The sequence below is a fragment of the Thalassolituus sp. LLYu03 genome, assembly GCF_050507655.1.
Taxonomy (GTDB): domain Bacteria; phylum Pseudomonadota; class Gammaproteobacteria; order Pseudomonadales; family Oceanobacteraceae; genus Venatoribacter.
The window spans coordinates 423,971-440,608 of record NZ_CP191496.1 but is presented as its reverse complement, the minus strand read 5'-3'; the positions used below and the strand labels follow the sequence as shown (position 1 = coordinate 440,608).

Genomic DNA, 16,638 nt, shown 5'->3' with positions numbered 1-16,638 from the left:
CAGCGAGGATACTCACTGGCCGTTTTTTTATTTTCCCCTGAACGCCTGACGTTAAAACACGACGTAAAGGTCAAACGCTCACCCGGTTAACACCTGTGCCTTACTGGTACACCTCACGCCAGTAAATAATGCGGTCGTGTCCCCGGTACACGCCAAAGGTGGCGGTCGCCGATGGATTATCATCCGTACCGTCCTCGTCGTAATCGTATTGCAGCCACCCCGGCGCGCTGTACATCACCTGTGTCTCGCCTGTGTCCGGCGTACCCGCCACATCCACCGGCGCCGTCAGCAGAATCGCGGCCTCACCAGTGCCGGCCACTAAGGTGCCATCGTTGCCGGCCACGGTGGTTAAACCACTGGTACCCAGCGTTACATCGGCGGCGGCGTAACTCCAGCAGGCATCGTCGCTGTTCACGATAAAGCGCGTGCCATTGAAATATTCAGTGCGCAGATTAAGCGACAGATTGAGGGTTTCCGGACCGTAGGCGTTGTCCAGCCACAGCCGGCCGTAGCGGATATCAAAAGCGGCCAGCGGGTTAAAACTGACGGCGCTGTTCAAGCCCACACCATCGCTGTCGCTGACACTGCTCAGCTGAAAAGTAAGGTCCGGATTAAACGGGGCTATTTCGGCACTGGCCGTTTTGCTGTAGGTCGTGGTATCCAGTGAATTCACGTCGTAATTCACAACGCCTGCACTGGCAACACTCAGGCTGCCGGTATTCTGTGTGGCGCTGACCGGCAGAGCCAGTGCATCGGTGCCGGTTGCAGTGTCGTCGGTCGTTGGTGCCGTTAAGGTCACACCCGAGGCCTGCAGGTTTAAAAATCCACTTTCGGTGAAATTCTGGGTGATATTTCCCGAGGCGTTCAGCGCCTGAATCTGCACACGCGGTGCCGTCAGCCAGTTAAGCGGCTGGCCGGAATAGGCAAACGCACTGGTCGCGCTGCAATACGGCGCGAGTTCACCGGCACTGGTGACGCTGGCTGCATAATGATGCGGAATGAAACGCCCCGTCGGTTGCGATACCGCAGACGACAACGCAGTGCCCAGATACGAGGAGCCCGGGGTGACCCGGAAACGGAAGACACCGACTTCCGATTGCGTCACCGAAACAGCGTTCAGGTTATTCACCGCCGCCACATGGTCGTAAGTCGCCGGTGACAATACGCCGTTGACGCCGCCTGCAGGGCTGACTTTTTCCAGCGTCAGCGCCATGCCACTAAGGGCAAATGACGGCGTTGGCGTATTGCCGCTGCAGAAATCCGTATCGCCATTGCTTTGCCAGCCCATGGCCTGCACCGACAGCGAAAAGGCGCTGCCGGCGCTGGTAAACGCCGGACAGGTACTGTCGGCGGCGCTGCATTCGCCGCCGGTCTGCACGCAAAAGCCGGCCGGCACACTGTTGAATTGCGCACTGCCGCTCATGCTCAGGCCCGCATCGTCCCCGGAACCCGACAGCAGCGCATTCAGCTGCAAGCGCCCGGCATCGGCATAATTCAGACTGAACGTGGCGCTGCCATTGGCATCAAAACTGAGCGTCACGGGCGTCGCACCGGCCTCGGCGGTCGCCACACTGGTGCCATTTACCGCCGCAGTCAAACTGGCCACCCGGCCGCTGCTGCCCGGCGTAATGTAGTCGGTCCAGACATTCACACTGCGGTTAACCGAGGCAAACGCCGGCACACAGGCCTGAGTCGCATCGTCTTTTTTTACCGCGGCAATGGTGGCTGTCGTGGTGCCCTGACTGGCAACAATATCCGGCACATCGACGATAAAACCGGAATCGGCGAAGGTCAGGCTGCAGCCGCTGGATAAACTGCCGCCGTCAATGGCGCAGGTGTTGGTGGTATAAGCCTGACGCACGGGTGACGAACTGGTAACCGCCAGATTCACCGTACCCGCCGTGGTGTGCCACAAATTAAAGGTCGATGAACCGCCGCTGATGGTCAGTGTATTGCCACCTTCCCAGCCAGACGGACTTAACGTCACGCTGACATCATCGGTGTACAGCTGCGAACAGCTGGCATTTTTGCAGGCCCGGATTAAAACCGCCTGTGGCGAACAGGTCAGCGCATTACTGGCGTATTCCATTTCAAAATGATGCACCAGCGGCCCGACCGGATTAATGGTTTTGGCGCACACCTGCAAATTATCAATGGCGTGATTATTCGACGACGCGCCGGTACTCCCGGTGAGCGATAACCACAGATTTTCCGGAATGGCCGCCTGCCCGGTTGCCGCTGCAACGTTGGTCGAATTAATTAACGTGCTGTAACTGCTGCCGCCATTGGTGCTTCGTTCCACTTTGACGTAGGCGGCAGTGCCGGTGCGCGCATCAATGGTAATCCGGTAGCGGTAGCCCGGACGCGCCGTATTGGTGTTGCGCCAGTCGATCGTCGGACTGAGCGATTGCGTGCCGGTAATAAAGCGATAGCCGGTTTGATTTTCGCCCGAGCCGCGCACCGATACGCTGTTCGCTTTAAAACCTGTGCCCCCGATACGCCCTTCGGTTGGGTTCGAGAAATTGCCGTATTCGTCCAGCGCAATGCCAATCCAGCCGCCGGCAAAGCCATTGTCGCCGTTGTCGCGCTGGGCATAACCGAGCGATCCGCCGAAACTGCCGGCCTGAGGGGTTACCGTGGCATCGGAGAAAACCACCGTAATACCATCGGCGCCGTCACCGCTGCGGCTCGACCAGGCGTAGTGATCGAATTCAATTACCACCAGATTGTCTTCCGCCGGAAACCAGCGTTGCAGCGTGGTGGCGGTCGACTGATAGGTGACGTCCTGCGTCAGTAATAAACGCCCGGAACTGACCGTCGGCGTAAAACTGCCGCTGAACGTCGATGACACCCAATCGGAGCCGAGAGAACCGGTAAAGGTATCCGTCAGGCAGGTCAATGCCGACGAGCCCTGACAGGCCGACGCCGGCGTTGAGCCCGGTGTACAGGTACCAATCACCACTGTGGTGCCGTAGGCATAAACCGTGGAATACACGGGCGCGGTAAAATCACCGTAGGCGGTGGTGTCGGTCAGGGTAATGGCGCCGCTGACGGTACTGACGGTGACCGGGTCTGACGCGGTTCCCAGCGAACTGTTGTTAATGACCAGTGAACTGGAGCCGGTAATCGTGCCCGACAGCATGGTGACGTCATTAAATTCCGAATAATTATTGGTCGAATAAAAATCGCCCTGAATCGTGCCGCCGGTAATAAAAATGCCGGACGATAACGACTGGGCACCGCCGTACAAATCCGTGTTGTTGGTGGTGACCGTGCAGCAGTTTGAACTGACCAGACCACCGACTTCACCACCGCTTAAACTGATGCTGCCATTGGTCGCGGTGACCACCCCACCGATGCTGGTATTGGTGGCCGTAATACCGTTGCGCGCAATAACGTTACCGTTCACCGTGCTGTTGGTCAGACTGGCCTGCCCGCCGGTGCTGATGCTGCCATCGACTGTGGTGTTGCTCAGGGTTACGTTGCCGGAGCTGGAGGTAATATCGCCGTAAATCGTATTGCTGCCGGTGGCGCTAATATCACCGTAGGTCGTAACCAGCGAAATGGATTTATTGGCCGAGCCAATCACGTTGTTATTCAGGGTAAAGCCCGCATTGGCCTGCAGCGTAATATCCCCTAAAAATTCGTACCAGGCCTCGGATACCGTCATGGTGTCGCCCGCGGCCAGCGTGATAGCGCCGGTGCAGGTAAAGGTCGAACCTGATGTCACCCAGCTGCCGGTACAGGGCGGATAATTACTGCCCCAGCCACTGAACACATAATTGGCCGCCCACACCGACGGTGAGCCCCAGAGCAACATTAACAGCATTAATCGCCTGGCCAGTACGGGTGTCATAAGAGCCTCACTGCGCCATCACTTCGAGCTGACGGCGCGCCTGATCGGCCCCGCTGCCACAGCTGCCAGCGCTGTTGAGAAAATAAAATGTCTGACTGCCATCCACAACGCTGCGGCAATTCACACTGACCGAGCAATTGTTCAGACCGCTGCTGTCGGGATCACTGCTGCTGAAGGTGTGGCTGTAAAACGGAGATGTTGCACACGATCGCCCGGCACTGCCGTCGGGTGGCAGTAATAAATTCAGACCAATCTGAATCCCGGATTCGGCGGCATAAAACGCCCGTTGCGATTGAATCTGCAGCGCCACCGATTCGGACGAGCGCTGCGAAATTGCCGCCATCGCCGCAATCACCAGCGCCAGAACGGTAATAACAAAAATAGCGGCGGGCAGACCAAAGCCGCGGCTGTGGTTGTGGTTGTGGTTGTGGTTGTGGTTGTGGTTGTGGTTGTGGTTGTGGCTGCGGAAAAAACCATAACCCCCAGCCGGACGCATCTCAGAGCGCAGTTCAGGGGACATTACGCACCTGTACCTCCTGCCCCATGGACAGTTCGTCGCCGTTATCGCCCGCCAGGGTAAAACTGAAGGTCACCAGCGCGTTGCGCTTCAGCGTCGGCGGGTCGTAACGGAATACCAGACTGCCGGCTTTCAGCCCGCTGCCCAGCACCTGACGACCATTGCTGTAGGTCGAAGGCACGTTGGCCTGCAATTGCGCCACGCTGTTAATAAAGCCATATCCGGAATACCAGTACAGCCACCCGCCACTCTGACAAATCGCCTGTGGTGCGGCGCTGACGTACAGGCGCTGCTGGGGCGAGCCGGTAGGAAATCGATGCGCCGAGGCTAATGTCACCGTCACCGGGCTGCTGCCGGCACCCAGTACCGCCGTATCCGGCGTTAATGGCCCGCTGCTGCCGGGGTTATATAAATTACCGCTCAGCGGATAAAGGCTGATGTATCCGGTCACCGCTGTGGTGGCGGAATCGGGAATGGCGGTAAACGAGGTGATGGATTTTGCCACTTCAAGGTCGGTGTAAGCCGTGGCGGCCAGCACCGGCATAAATTCGATGCACTGCTGGTCGGACGTTGTCCGCACACTGCCGGGCAAGGCCTGACGCAGGCGGCGGGAAATCTGCTCGCTGATAACCGCGGCGGTATCCGCCAGTTGCTGCCGCGCGCCTGTGTCCACCAGCGCACTTCCGGTCTGGCCGATAAAACTGACCGACACAATGGCGACGATGCCGCCAATAATCAGGGTAATGATCAGCTCTATCAGCGTAAAACCGCGACTGGAAGACAGAGACGGTACGACAGTAACCATCAGAAATTCCCCCGGTACACACTGAAACGGGCCACCTGACCATTCACGGCGGTTACCTCAATGTCCACCCGTTTGGCGCCATTGAGATTGGCACCCACGCCGTTATCGCAACTGACGCGGACGGATACCGAATAACCGGCATACAGCGCCGCAATGCTCTGGTCGGCAAACGCCGGCGACTCATTGCTGATGCCGTTGTAGTCGTCCACATCATCGTAATTGGCGCGGGATTCGCCATCGTTGGTAATGCGACAGCCTGTGTAGGTTGGTGAGCCACCATTACCTGTGCTTTCGTCAAAGCGCTTGGCGAGAATTTCATCGGCGTATAACTGCACCAGATCGACGGTGCGTGTCAGCACCAGGCTGTCGGCATTGCGTCCGGCCAGCACAGAAAAACCGGTCAGACTGGCCACCAGTGCCAGACTGATGATAACAATCACGATCACCAGCTCGACCAGTGTCATGCCACGCTGAACGGCAGCTGCCGGATATATTGAGCGTTGAAAGCGGGTCTGCCCCGTCTGGTGTACCTTGACCATCCGTGCCCTGTCAGCTGTAAAACCTGTCATTCATTATGGCTGACAATTGCCGTCATGAAGGAAGCCGGTGGAGGTCTGACAAAAGGCCCGGCTCTGACTGCCACTGAACAGCCACTGGCGGTTGGCGCCTGTACTGCCATCGGCAGCAAAGCTGATGGTTTCCGTCTGACCGTCAACCATGGCGCTGCCATCCAGCGACAACGACAAACCGCTGCGGCTGATGGCATCACTGGCCAGCAGCACACTGTTCTGCAACACACTGAACACAAAGGAAGACGACGACTGCGCCACGGTGAAGGTTACGGCACCACCGGCGCCGCTGTTGGCCAGTGCGCGCTTTTGCGCCACAAGCCCCATGGCCATCATACGATCGCGCGCGGCCAATGCCGAAAAGGCATCCGACCGCGCGAATAACGACATGCCCGCCGCACTGAGAATACCGATGAGCAGAATCACCATGATCAGCTCAACCAGCGTAAATCCCTGTGGCCGGGGCGACATAAAGATCCGATCAGCAGGAGGTGGTAATACCCGTGGTACTTACGGCACCCGTGGTCTGGGTATAAGTAAAGCTGCAGGTTCCCAGCGAGACGGTCAGCACACCCGCAGCCACCGCCAGACCATAGTCGGAACCACTGACCTGCGCCGCTTCAACAATACCGAAGGTGGTGGTCGCGGTGGTCACCGCATTACTGTCCGCTTCCGGGTAACCCGCCGTGGTCATGGTAATGGTCACACCTTCAAGGTCGACGTTACCCGTGCTGCCATTGGCCAGCCACTGTGCGTGGGCAATGTTGGCCGCCGAGCGGATAGCACCGGATGCAGCCTGAATGGACGAAGCTCGCGCCTCGCCCCCAAGATCCGCAAAGCGCGGCAGCGCAAACGCCGACAGAATACCCAGAATCACGATCACCATAATCAGTTCGATCAGGGTAAAGCCCGCTTGTTGATTGAAATTACCTTGTTTCATAGTTCCGACTCCTGAATGCTATCGGATGGTCAAAGTTACACGTCCGTTGGACATGTCGTATTCAATATCTGCCGTGGCATCCAGCCTGTTCTGGCGATCTTTAAAGCGGTAAATACACCGCTCTCCTTCCTGGACCGGCGCATAGTGCGACGGGTCTGTATCGGTGCCGGATGATGCGTTCTGATCATCCAGCAGTGCCTGCCATAAATTCTGGCAACGCACTGAATGGGTTGCCGGACTGCTCTGCTCCTGCGGATAAACCGCGATGGGCCAGCCACGTTCCGACATCAGCAGGTTGTCGTCAGCAAAACCGGTCAGCCGGCCTGTGGGACGACCATTCACGTACCACTGCTCCTGAGCCTGCAGCACCGAGGTACGCAGCGATGCGGCCGTCGCCTGAATCTGCAACAGCTGCGCCTGCGCCAGTAATTTCTGATAGGCCATCACCACAACAAACAGGAGGACGCAGAGCAAACCGGCCGCCAGCAGGAGTTGCAGCAGGCTGTAACCTGACTGAACTGACAAGCGGGAGAAAGACCTGTTCTTTTCTCTCATAGCAACCTTAGTTCACGGGCTTTGTTTTGCTGGCGTAATTACGAAATTAAACAAAAAGACGCATCCGAAAACCGCGCCTCATCAGGCGCAGGCGTTCAACGTGCGCCGCCGGTCGCGGCCGTGCCCAGATCCCACACCGGCAAAAACACCCCCAGCGCCAGTATCAGCACCAGTACGCCCATAAAGCCCAGCAGAATGGGTTCAATGGCGTCGGCCAGCTGTTTCAGCTCGTAATCAATTTCGCGCTCATAGAAATCCGCTACCTCATCGAGCAGACGATCAACGGCACCGGTTTCTTCACCGACCGTCATCATCTGCAATACCAGCGGGGTAAAAAGGCCGGTGGCCGCGGCGGTATTGGTCAGGCGGTCACCGCGCTCAATACCGGAATACATAGAGCGCACGGCATTGCCGACGTAACGGTTGCCGACGCTGTCGGCGACCACAGAAAGACTCTGCAATATTGGTACGCCTGCGCCCGTCATCATGGCGAACGAACGGGCAAAACGGCCCAGGGCAATGCGCTCAAAAATACTGCCGAGCAGTGGCCATTTCAGACGGTGCTGATCCCACCACAAAGCCCCGTCGGGCGTGCGGATATAACGGCGCAGAGCGAAGACGGCCACGGCGATGACAACGCCCAGCGCAATACCGTGGTTCTGCACAAATTCGGAGGTGCCCATCAGAATGCGCGTGGCCAGTGGTAAATCCGCGCCGAGTTTATTAAACACCCCGGCGAAGCTCGGAATAACAAACACGGTGATCACCACCATAGCAATGGCAATGGCGCTGACCACCATCAGCGGATAACGCAGCGCCGCTTTCAGACGCTTACGGGTTTCGCGTTCCATTTCCAGATGGCGAATCAGACGCAGCAGGGCGTCGTCGAGCTTGCCGGTGTTTTCACCGACCTGCAGAAGACTGATGTAAATGGGCGAAAATAATTCGCTGTGCTGGCGGAACGCCGCCGATAATTCCGAGCCCGAAACCAGCGCCCGGCTGATATCGGTTAATGCCGAAGCCAGCTCCGGATTGGCTGAGGATTCCGCCAGACCATTCATGGCGCGCAGAATCGGAATGCCGGCGCGGGTCAGGGCGTAGAGCTGGCGGGTAAATAAAATCAGTTCGTCTGTGCTGACCTTGCGGCGGAACAGCAACGCTTTAAGATCCCGCTTTTCGGCGCGTACCTCAGAGGCTTTTTCGTCCAGCTGCAGCACAATAATGCGCTGCGCTTGCAGGTTGTCGATGGCGCTCTGCTGACTGGCGGCATTCACTTTGCCACTGACCAGCCGCCCGCCTTCATCCCGTCCGCGATAAACAAACTCCGTCATCCGCTGAGCCCTTCATCCAGCGTTGCCGACACGCGGAATACTTCATCCAGCGAGGTAATTCCCTCGCGGGCGTAATCCAGCGCACACAGTGCCAGTGCGCGGAACCCCGGCTGACGCAGCGCCTGTTCGGCAAATGCCTGCTGGTCATCACGGCGCATAGCCGCCACCAGCTCCTGCGTCATTTCCAGCAGTTCATACACGCCGATACGGCCCTGATAACCCGTGTTGTGGCAATGGTGGCAACCGCTGGCGGCGCGGAAGGTGGTTAACGAACTGCCGGTTTCCAGACTTTCGAGCCAGATTTTTTCCTGCGCATCCGGTGTGTAATTCTGCTGGCAATGCGGACACAATTTTTTAACCAGACGCTGCGCCACCACCGCCCGCAATGACGACGCCACCAGATAGCGGTCGACGCCCATGTCGAGCAGACGGGCAATGGTGGAAACCGCATCGTTGGTGTGCAAGGTCGACAGCACCATGTGACCCGTCATAGCGGCGCGCAAACCAATTTCGGCGGTTTCGTGATCACGCATCTCGCCCACCAGTACGATGTCCGGGTCCTGGCGCAATGCCGCGCGCAGAATGGTGGCAAATTCGAGCCCGACCTTGGGGTTGATCTGCACCTGATTAATCCGCGGCAGACGGTATTCAATCGGATCTTCAGCGGTAATGATTTTTTTCGCCGGCTGATTCAGGCGGGTCAGAGCGGCGTACAGCGTGGTGGTTTTACCGCTGCCGGTTGGCCCGGTCACCAGCACCAGACCGTGCGGGCGATGAATCAGATAATCGAAGCGTTGCTGTACTTTTTCTGGCATGCCGAGCGTGGTCATGTCGAGCATGCCCGCGCTCTGGTCGAGCAGACGCATGACCACAGCTTCACCGAATTGCACAGGCATGGTCGACAGACGCACATCGATATTCTTCTGCAGCACGCGGATATTAAAACGGCCGTCCTGCGGTAAGCGTTTTTCCGAAATATCCAGGCCCGACATGATTTTCAGACGCGACACCAGCGCAGAGGCAACGCGCCGTTCTTTCATCACCTGTTCCTGCAGCTCACCGTCGACCCGCAGGCGGATACGCAGCTGATTTTCTTCAGGCTCGATATGAATATCCGAGGCTTTTACCTGCACGGCGTCTTCAAACAGACTCTGCAGCAGACGCACCACAGGGGCGTCGTTCACATCCGAAGCCGATGCCATTTCGCTGATGTCGAACTCGCTGCCGCGAAGCTCGCCTTCCAGCTCACCGGCGATGGTGGCCATCTGTTCCTGACGGCGGTACACGCTGTCGAGAATGGTGAGTAATTCCTGCTCACGCACAAAGGCCGGATTCACCGGCGTTTGCAGAATGCGCTGCAAATCATCCAGCACCATCAGATCGGTCGGATCTGACATGCCCACCAGCACGCCATTCGCATCCTGTGACAGCACTATGCTGCGGTAGCGGCGCGCATGGGTTTCCGGCAGTTTCATCACCAGCTGCTGATTAATGCGGAAACGGCTTAAGTCGATGTAGGGATAATTGAAAAATGCCGCCAGCGTTGACAGCAGCTGATCTTCACTGACAAACCCCAGATCCGTAATGGCACGGCCCAGCTTTTTACCGGTTTTCTTCTGCTCAGCCAGTGCCTGCATCAGCTGTTCTTCGGTAATCAGCTTTTTTTCCAGCAACAGGTCGCCAACGCGGACTTTTTTACGAACCGGATTTTCCACCAAGCACCTCGATTTTCCGTTCTACCCAGCGCTGCTGTTCAGGTTGCAGGCGATAATGCTGAAGGACGTTGGCCAGCAAAGCGCGCGCCGGCACCGGTTTACCCTGATCTTCCCAGGCCGCCGCCAACGCCAGCGGCCAACTGAGCACATCCGGCTGCTGCACGATTAATTGCTGATAAGGCGCCACCGCCATGTCCGGCAACCCCAGCATGTGCAAGCCGGGCGCCGCCACCGCCAGCCAGCGCACATCCTGCTGCCCGCGGTGACTCTGATAAAAGGCGGTAAAGGCCGGTTTATCCTTCATGCTTAATAAAATGCGTAATTTGAGCGCCAGATACGGAATACTCTCTGCCGCATCAGGACTTGCCGTGCTGTGCGCCAACGCGTCATCAATCGACTGCAAAGCCGCCTGAAATTGCTGCTCCCGCACCTGTTCAACGGCTTTGCGGTAGGCATCCTGGGCAGGATTTTCAGCTTTCTGAACGGCGAGGTTTGCTGTCGGCTTAGTGGCGCGTTTATCCGGCACTGGCGCTGCCGGTGCTTTTATTGCGGGCGCAGATTGCGGAGGTAACTCAGGCGCCGTAGTTAACAACTCTGTTGCTGCGGGATTTAAAGCAGGCGCTTTATTTAACGACGACGCATTTTTTATTGACGATGCGTTATTTAATACAGGCGCATCCGGCTTTTCGCTGGCAAGCACGACGGGCGGTTTTGCATCAGGCTCAACCGCTGGACCAGTCGCTTTAACACCGGCCGCAACCGCCATCTCAGCTCCGGATAGCAACGTGGAATGGGAATACTCCACCGTCGGCGTCATCACGGGCACGTCGCGCGTGGCCTGCGAGGGTGCAGACAGGTTCAGCCCGGTAGCGGCTGGTGCTGACACCGGCTGTTGCACAATATTGAACGCCAGCCAGACCACCGCGGCCGCCACAACAAGCACCACAGGTAAAGCCCATCGACGAGTGTGATTTTGTCTGATGACCGAAACGGTTTCGGCCGGCATCTGCAGCCCGACCGGAACCCCCACCGGCTGAACCTGTTCTCGCTGGTCGAGATCACGCAGTACCTTATGCAGCAGGCTCATAACGCCACCAGCAATAAGGCCGCTGCCAGCGCCTGTAAACGCCAGCCTGCGGACGAAGCAACCGCCGGAAACGAGCCTTCGGTATCGGCGGCGGCACGCAGCACATGCTCTTTGCCGAGCAGACGACTACCGGAGCCATACCCTGCCAGCAGGGATTTCGCCGCCAGAATATTCACCAGACGCGGCACGCCGCGACTGGCCTGCCACAGGGCTTTCAGCGCTTCGGGGGCAAACAGCGGCAAACCGCGGTAGCCGGCAACACTCAGGCGCTGCTGTAAATACACCGACAGCACAGAGGCATCGGACAGCGGTGATAATTCCGCCGACCAGGTAATGCGCTGACGCAGCTGACGTAAATCTTCTCGCGCCAGCACTGTGTTCAGTTCGGGCTGACCAAACAAAACGATCTGCACCAGCTTCTGCCGCTCGGTTTCGAGATTGGAAATTAAACGCAGGGTTTCCAGCGTCGCCACCGGCATACACTGGGCTTCATCTATGATCAGAATCACGCGGATATGATCGGCCGCCAACGCAAGCAGACGCTGCTGAATGGCGTCGCGCACCTGGGTCTCGTTTGTAAATTCGGCCTGGCCCGCGCCACAAGCGTCATCCACCGGCCCCAGTTCGCGGGCAATCACCCGCCACAGCGATTCCTGACTGACATCCGGGCTCGGCACATACACAGTGCACACATCCGGCGTATTCAGCGCATTGAGCAGGCGACGGCACAACAGGGTTTTGCCGGTGCCCACTTCGCCGGTAATTTTGACAAAGCCCTCACCGGAGCCGAGTGCAAACAGCAGGGTTTCAAAGGCATTTTTCTGGGTAGGTAAATCCACATAAAACTCGGTGTTCGGGGTTAAACCGAACGCCGGTTGGGAAAGGCCGTAAAACTGTTCGCAGGCGCTGCTTAAATTACTGAGTTGCATGCAACCTCCGCTGCGGAAAGGCCCCCGAATAACGACGGTTAATCGCGTCCAGCTGCTCAGGGGTAATGGCACTGCCGATGATGCGCGGCTGAATCAGAATCACCAGTTCGCTCTGCACCAGTTCTTCACGGGTCTGCCGGAAGAACCAGCCCAGCAACGGAATATCTCCGAGCCAGGGCACCGAGGCATCGGTGCTGACTTTGCGGTTCTGCATCAGGCCGCCGATCACCACCACCTGACCGGAACGGGCACGGATAATGGAATCGGTTTCACGCACTGTGCTGTAAGCCAGAGGCAGGGTGTAATCTTCATCGTTGAGCTGCACGGTTTTGGTTTTTTCTTCGACTTCGGTGACGGTCGGATGTACGTGCAGGGTCACGTCACCGCTTTCGCCAATCTGCGGGGTAACGTCCAGCGCAATCCCCGAGAAAAACGGCGTCAGGGTAATATCCGGTGTGCTGCTGGTTGAGGTGGTGGTGGATGTACTGGTGCTGCTGACATCGGTCACGAAAAATTCGTCCGAGCCGACTTTTATCACAGCTTTCTGATTATTCACCGTGGCAATGCGCGGACTGGAAAGCACCCGCACATCGCCCTGCGTGCGCAGCAGTTGCAGGGCGCCGGTGAAATCGCCGAGGGAAAAATTAGCGGTAAAAATGCCGTCGATCAGATCCGGATTATCCAGCGCCACCGACGACAGGTTAGAACCCACCGTGTAATCCGAGCCGCGGTAATTCTTGCCACCCAGAGCCGCCCAGTTAATGCCCGACTGATAGCCGTCTGACAGCGTGACCTCGACAATTTTCGCTTCAATCAATACCTGCTTCTGCACACTGAGCTCGGCTTTATCGAGATAATTGGCCACCGAATTCAAAGTACCCGGCAGAGCTTTCATCACCACAATGCCGGCCTGCGCATCGATCACGACACTGGCGTCACTTTCCGAGCTGATCATGAGTTTCAGCGTCTGCTCCAGACCGCTCCAGAAATCGGCCACCGATTCGGTTTCAACCTGACTGCTGTTGCTGCTCTCGGTGGACGACTGCGACACCGTACCGGACGAGCCTGAACTGACATTGTCTGTGGTCGTCACCTGACCGCTGCTGACGCGCATACCGGAACGGCCTGAGCGTTTTACGTTGAGGTAATTAATCGGAAAAATCCGCGTCTGTTGCTGGCGCGGTAAAATCTGAATGCCATAGGCGCTGCGCACAAAATCGAAGCCGTACAAATCGCGTACCGCTTCCAGGGTTTCACTCAGGGTGACCTGACGCAGGTTCAGGGATATCTCACCGCTGACCTGCGGGTGAATCACAATATTCTGCCCTGAGCCATCGACCAGACTGTTAAAAAACGTCGCCGCCGGTACCTGATTGGCCAGCACATCAAAGCGTTCGTCGGCACTGACATCGGTGTCCAGCGGCGGCAATAAAGACGCCAGATCCAGCGCCTGATTTTGCTCCGCACGCGCATCGGCCGACATCAGGGTGTCAGCCTTTTGGGGTTCTTCTTTCGGGCTGTTCGACGCGCACCCCGCCAGTGCTATGGCCACAGCCAACACCAGCAGGGAAAACAGAGCGCGTCCGGCAACAGAGAGGCGGAGCAATACGGCGGAATTCAAAGCCAACACCTATTCAGAAACTCGTCGTGTGATAGTAAGTAAAGACAGTTCACGCAGGTTTTGCCGGATTTTTACCCGCACCGACGAGGGCGAAATCGCCATCACCTGCGCCCCGTCAATCTGGTCGCCCACCCGCACAATACGGTCGTTAATGACCGCCAGCGCGTCACCGGCGGAAATGCGGATCTGCTGCAGGCGCAGCTCGGGTTCGGCCGCCGCCGCACTGACCGGCGCCCGCTGCCAGTCCGGCGGCATGGTAGGATCGGCAGCAAACACCACAGAGCCCAGTCCGGCACACAGCAGGAAACTCCACAAACGCAACTCAGCGGCCACCCAGAACCTCCTGCTGGCGGCTTAACGCCGACACTTCCAGCTCAAATTCACCGTTGGGGTAATCGCCCACATCAAAGCTGAGCATCTCCCAGCCGATCACCCACGGCTGCTGATCCAGCGCCTGCAGGTAATTCACCAGGGCGCTGTAGGTTGCCCGCGCCTGCAAGTGCAGGCGGTGGCGGTACAGCTCGACATCGGCAAAGCCCTCGCCCAGCGTCACCCGCTCCACCGGCATCGACACCAGCCCGACCGGCGTCAGGTCTTTGTTCTGTGCCAGCACGTTACCCAGCAGGCGGGTCATTTCTGCCGGCGGAATCAGCGAGCGGGTCAGCGCGGTAATACGTTCATCCAGCAAGGCCTGCTGGCTGGCATTGCGCGCCAGCTCGGCGCGCAGAGGTTCGTTCGGATCCACCACCACCGCCGTGCGCAGTTCATCCAGCCGGGCCTGCAGGCGGCTGTTTTCAGCACTGACACTGGCCGAGATCTGATAGGCGGCGCGCATGGCTTCGATCTGCGGCCAGATCAGCAGGGTCAGCAGCACAAACGCCAGAGCGGCGTTGAGGGTAATGGCGGTGAGGACACGCTCACGGGCCGACAGCGCCAGATAGGCGCTGATCAGGGTCTGAGCTTTCGGATGACGCCACCAGTTTTTCAGATTCACCGGACACCTCCGTTGCTGGCAGCCAGTGATGCGCCTTTTGCAGACGATGCCTGAGCAGCGCCGGGTGCCAGAGGCTGCGGCCGGGTGTCCAGACGGAAACTGAGCCAGCGGGTCTGGCTGTTTTCCTGAATATCGACCTGACGGAAGGCCAGCGCGGCATAGGCTTCCTGCTGCGCCAGCGCGCCGATGTAGGCGGAAATCTGCGAGGCCTTCTGCGCATTGCCACGCAGTGCCACCTGCTGACCGCGCTCACTGAGCGTAAAACCCGTCAGCCAGACACCGGCCACTCCCACTTGCCCGAGCTGACTGACCAGCGGCGAGAACGACATTTTCTGTTCGCCGCCTTCGCGGCTGAGATAGGTCAGCACCCGCTGGCTGTTCTCCAACCGGCGCCGGGCGTCTTCAAGCTGATTCTGCAGCTGCGCATCGACCACCACCGGCGGCCGGCGGCTCTGTTCTTCGGCGATCAGAGCGGCGAGCTTGTGAGTGAGTGCCTGCTCCGTGCTGACACGGCCGTCGAGCCAGGCCCGGGCGGCGAACAGCGCGACCGTAGCGCCTAAGCCGAGCATCAGCACCAGCAGCAGCTGGCGTTGCAGCAGTACGACCTCGGCCGCCAGCGTCGGCGGACGGAATTCCTGCGTGTAGAAATTAATTCGCTGACGGACATTCCAGCTCATTGCGCCTGCCCCCGCCGATACACCAGCGCGTTGCCCAGCGCCATGGTCAGGGAAGCGGTCAACGGCTCGTCGCCCGCGCGGTTGAACTGCTCCGGTGACAAGGGACGCACCGGCGTATTGATGCTGGCTTCGAGCACCGGCAGCTGTTCCGACAGATCATCACCGTCCGGGGTCAGCATCCAGATCTCTGACACCATGCCCATGCCGAGCTGACTGTCGAAGTAGTCGAGCGAGCGCTGAATTTCGAGCGCCAGCGCATCGGTCTGAGAACCGGTATCGAGCGAAAAACCCTGCGCATCCGGCACCGACAGCAAGGCCTTTACACCGATATTCAGCTTGCGCGTCAGGTACAAAGCACCGTCGCGGTAGAGGTAAATAACGCCTTCGTGGTCGTCCAGCCGCAGCACGCCGATGGCGCTTTCCGGCTCGTACTCCGCCACCAGCTGCAGCAGGCTCAATTCGGGAATGGTGATGCTGTCGAGCTGCAGGTGCTGATGCCGGCACCAGCGCACCAGCTCACCAATCACCGGGCGTTCAACCACGGCGGCGTAGGCCATGTCCATGCGGCCACGGTAGGCGTCGGCGGGCAGGCGCATGGCCTGCACCAGCAGGTCGTCGCGACTGGCCGGGATCAGGTCACGCAGGCGGAAACGGATGGCATCGGCCAGCTCATCGTCCGGTACCGGCGGGGCTTCCACCAGATGCAGCTGATAGTCGAGGGTATCGAGGGAGATCACCACGGGCACACCCGCCAGCTGCTGCTCACGCAGCCACTGCTCCAGACCGCCCAGCCCCTGCTCATCGGCGCCGGGGGTGTAGGTCTGACGGATGCCATCGTCACCACTGAGCACCGCAAACGCGCGCCCGCGGTGCAGCTCTATGCCCAGACAGCCACGGTGATCTGCGGCCTGTTGTTGCCTGCGTCCGAACCAGCCCATGGCACCTCTCTCATAACCAAAGTTTCTGAAAAAAGTGTAGACGATGATTCTGGCGCAGGATGACCAGCCACCGATTTCCTGATCTGTACCGTTATAATGGCCAG

16 protein-coding genes are annotated in these 16,638 nt (G+C 58.6%); all 16 read right to left on the bottom strand.

What is annotated here, in order from left to right; all coding sequences use genetic code 11:
* Positions 1 to 100 precede the first annotated feature (100 nt).
* On the bottom strand, positions 101 to 3,829 hold the full coding sequence (locus ACQUQU_RS02070; RefSeq protein WP_430461587.1) for a DUF6701 domain-containing protein: 3,729 nt from the start codon (positions 3,827 to 3,829) through the stop codon (positions 101 to 103).
* A 34-nt stretch (positions 3,830 to 3,863) separates the two neighbouring features.
* Positions 3,864 to 4,376: a hypothetical protein gene (locus ACQUQU_RS02065; protein ID WP_430461586.1), complete on the bottom strand. Its 513-nt coding sequence runs from the start codon at positions 4,374 to 4,376 to the stop codon at positions 3,864 to 3,866.
* On the bottom strand, positions 4,366 to 5,178 hold the full coding sequence (locus ACQUQU_RS02060; RefSeq protein ID WP_430461585.1) for a prepilin-type N-terminal cleavage/methylation domain-containing protein: 813 nt from the start codon (positions 5,176 to 5,178) through the stop codon (positions 4,366 to 4,368). The genes ACQUQU_RS02065 and ACQUQU_RS02060 overlap by 11 nt, the downstream gene beginning before the upstream one ends.
* Positions 5,178 to 5,717, bottom strand: coding sequence for a prepilin-type N-terminal cleavage/methylation domain-containing protein (locus tag ACQUQU_RS02055; RefSeq protein WP_430461584.1), 540 nt, complete (start codon positions 5,715 to 5,717; stop codon positions 5,178 to 5,180). Before ACQUQU_RS02055 ends, ACQUQU_RS02060 begins: the two co-directional genes overlap by 1 nt.
* Positions 5,718 to 5,750: 33 nt before the next feature.
* A complete protein-coding gene (locus ACQUQU_RS02050) occupies positions 5,751 to 6,218 on the bottom strand; it encodes a type II secretion system protein (protein WP_430461583.1) in 468 nt (155 codons plus the stop codon).
* Positions 6,219 to 6,228: 10 nt separating this feature from the next.
* Entirely contained in the window at positions 6,229 to 6,687 is a 459-nt protein-coding gene (locus ACQUQU_RS02045) for a type II secretion system protein (RefSeq protein ID WP_430461582.1), read from the bottom strand.
* Positions 6,688 to 6,705: 18 nt separating this feature from the next.
* Positions 6,706 to 7,212 (bottom strand): hypothetical protein, encoded by a 507-nt coding sequence (locus ACQUQU_RS02040; RefSeq protein ID WP_430461581.1) that lies wholly within the window; start codon positions 7,210 to 7,212, stop codon positions 6,706 to 6,708.
* A 125-nt stretch (positions 7,213 to 7,337) separates the two neighbouring features.
* Complete coding sequence (locus tag ACQUQU_RS02035) at positions 7,338 to 8,573, bottom strand: type II secretion system F family protein (protein WP_430461580.1); 1,236 nt, start codon at positions 8,571 to 8,573, stop codon at positions 7,338 to 7,340.
* Complete coding sequence (locus ACQUQU_RS02030) at positions 8,570 to 10,288, bottom strand: GspE/PulE family protein (RefSeq protein WP_430461579.1); 1,719 nt, start codon at positions 10,286 to 10,288, stop codon at positions 8,570 to 8,572. Before ACQUQU_RS02030 ends, ACQUQU_RS02035 begins: the two co-directional genes overlap by 4 nt.
* Positions 10,269 to 11,375: a hypothetical protein gene (locus tag ACQUQU_RS02025; protein WP_430461578.1), complete on the bottom strand. Its 1,107-nt coding sequence runs from the start codon at positions 11,373 to 11,375 to the stop codon at positions 10,269 to 10,271. Before ACQUQU_RS02025 ends, ACQUQU_RS02030 begins: the two co-directional genes overlap by 20 nt.
* Entirely contained in the window at positions 11,372 to 12,304 is a 933-nt protein-coding gene (locus ACQUQU_RS02020) for an ExeA family protein (protein WP_430461577.1), read from the bottom strand. Before ACQUQU_RS02020 ends, ACQUQU_RS02025 begins: the two co-directional genes overlap by 4 nt.
* Positions 12,291 to 13,925 carry a pilus (MSHA type) biogenesis protein MshL gene (mshL, locus tag ACQUQU_RS02015; RefSeq protein WP_430461576.1) on the bottom strand — a complete coding sequence of 545 codons (1,635 nt, stop codon included), beginning with the start codon at positions 13,923 to 13,925 and terminating at the stop codon, positions 12,291 to 12,293. The genes ACQUQU_RS02020 and mshL overlap by 14 nt, the downstream gene beginning before the upstream one ends.
* Before the next feature lie 9 nt (positions 13,926 to 13,934).
* On the bottom strand, positions 13,935 to 14,258 hold the full coding sequence (locus ACQUQU_RS02010; RefSeq protein ID WP_430461575.1) for a hypothetical protein: 324 nt from the start codon (positions 14,256 to 14,258) through the stop codon (positions 13,935 to 13,937).
* Complete coding sequence (locus ACQUQU_RS02005) at positions 14,248 to 14,919, bottom strand: hypothetical protein (protein ID WP_430461574.1); 672 nt, start codon at positions 14,917 to 14,919, stop codon at positions 14,248 to 14,250. Before ACQUQU_RS02005 ends, ACQUQU_RS02010 begins: the two co-directional genes overlap by 11 nt.
* Positions 14,916 to 15,596: a PilN domain-containing protein gene (locus ACQUQU_RS02000; protein ID WP_430461573.1), complete on the bottom strand. Its 681-nt coding sequence runs from the start codon at positions 15,594 to 15,596 to the stop codon at positions 14,916 to 14,918. The genes ACQUQU_RS02005 and ACQUQU_RS02000 overlap by 4 nt, the downstream gene beginning before the upstream one ends.
* Positions 15,593 to 16,534, bottom strand: coding sequence for a hypothetical protein (locus ACQUQU_RS01995; RefSeq protein WP_430461572.1), 942 nt, complete (start codon positions 16,532 to 16,534; stop codon positions 15,593 to 15,595). Before ACQUQU_RS01995 ends, ACQUQU_RS02000 begins: the two co-directional genes overlap by 4 nt.
* Positions 16,535 to 16,638: the final 104 nt, after the last annotated feature.

Coding starts and splice junctions, on each gene's coding strand:
- ACQUQU_RS02035 (WP_430461580.1), bottom strand. CDS start 8,573: ATGACGGAGTTTGTTTATCGCGGACGGGATGAAGGCGGGCGGCTGGTC.
- ACQUQU_RS02045 (WP_430461582.1), bottom strand. CDS start 6,687: ATGAAACAAGGTAATTTCAATCAACAAGCGGGCTTTACCCTGATCGAA.
- ACQUQU_RS02050 (WP_430461583.1), bottom strand. CDS start 6,218: ATGTCGCCCCGGCCACAGGGATTTACGCTGGTTGAGCTGATCATGGTG.
- ACQUQU_RS02070 (WP_430461587.1), bottom strand. CDS start 3,829: ATGCTGTTAATGTTGCTCTGGGGCTCACCGTCGGTGTGGGCGGCCAAT.
- ACQUQU_RS02000 (WP_430461573.1), bottom strand. CDS start 15,596: ATGAGCTGGAATGTCCGTCAGCGAATTAATTTCTACACGCAGGAATTC.
- ACQUQU_RS02060 (WP_430461585.1), bottom strand. CDS start 5,178: ATGGTTACTGTCGTACCGTCTCTGTCTTCCAGTCGCGGTTTTACGCTG.
- ACQUQU_RS02055 (WP_430461584.1), bottom strand. CDS start 5,717: ATGGTCAAGGTACACCAGACGGGGCAGACCCGCTTTCAACGCTCAATA.
- ACQUQU_RS02065 (WP_430461586.1), bottom strand. CDS start 4,376: ATGTCCCCTGAACTGCGCTCTGAGATGCGTCCGGCTGGGGGTTATGGT.
- ACQUQU_RS02025 (WP_430461578.1), bottom strand. CDS start 11,375: ATGAGCCTGCTGCATAAGGTACTGCGTGATCTCGACCAGCGAGAACAG.
- ACQUQU_RS01995 (WP_430461572.1), bottom strand. CDS start 16,534: ATGGGCTGGTTCGGACGCAGGCAACAACAGGCCGCAGATCACCGTGGC.
- ACQUQU_RS02020 (WP_430461577.1), bottom strand. CDS start 12,304: ATGCAACTCAGTAATTTAAGCAGCGCCTGCGAACAGTTTTACGGCCTT.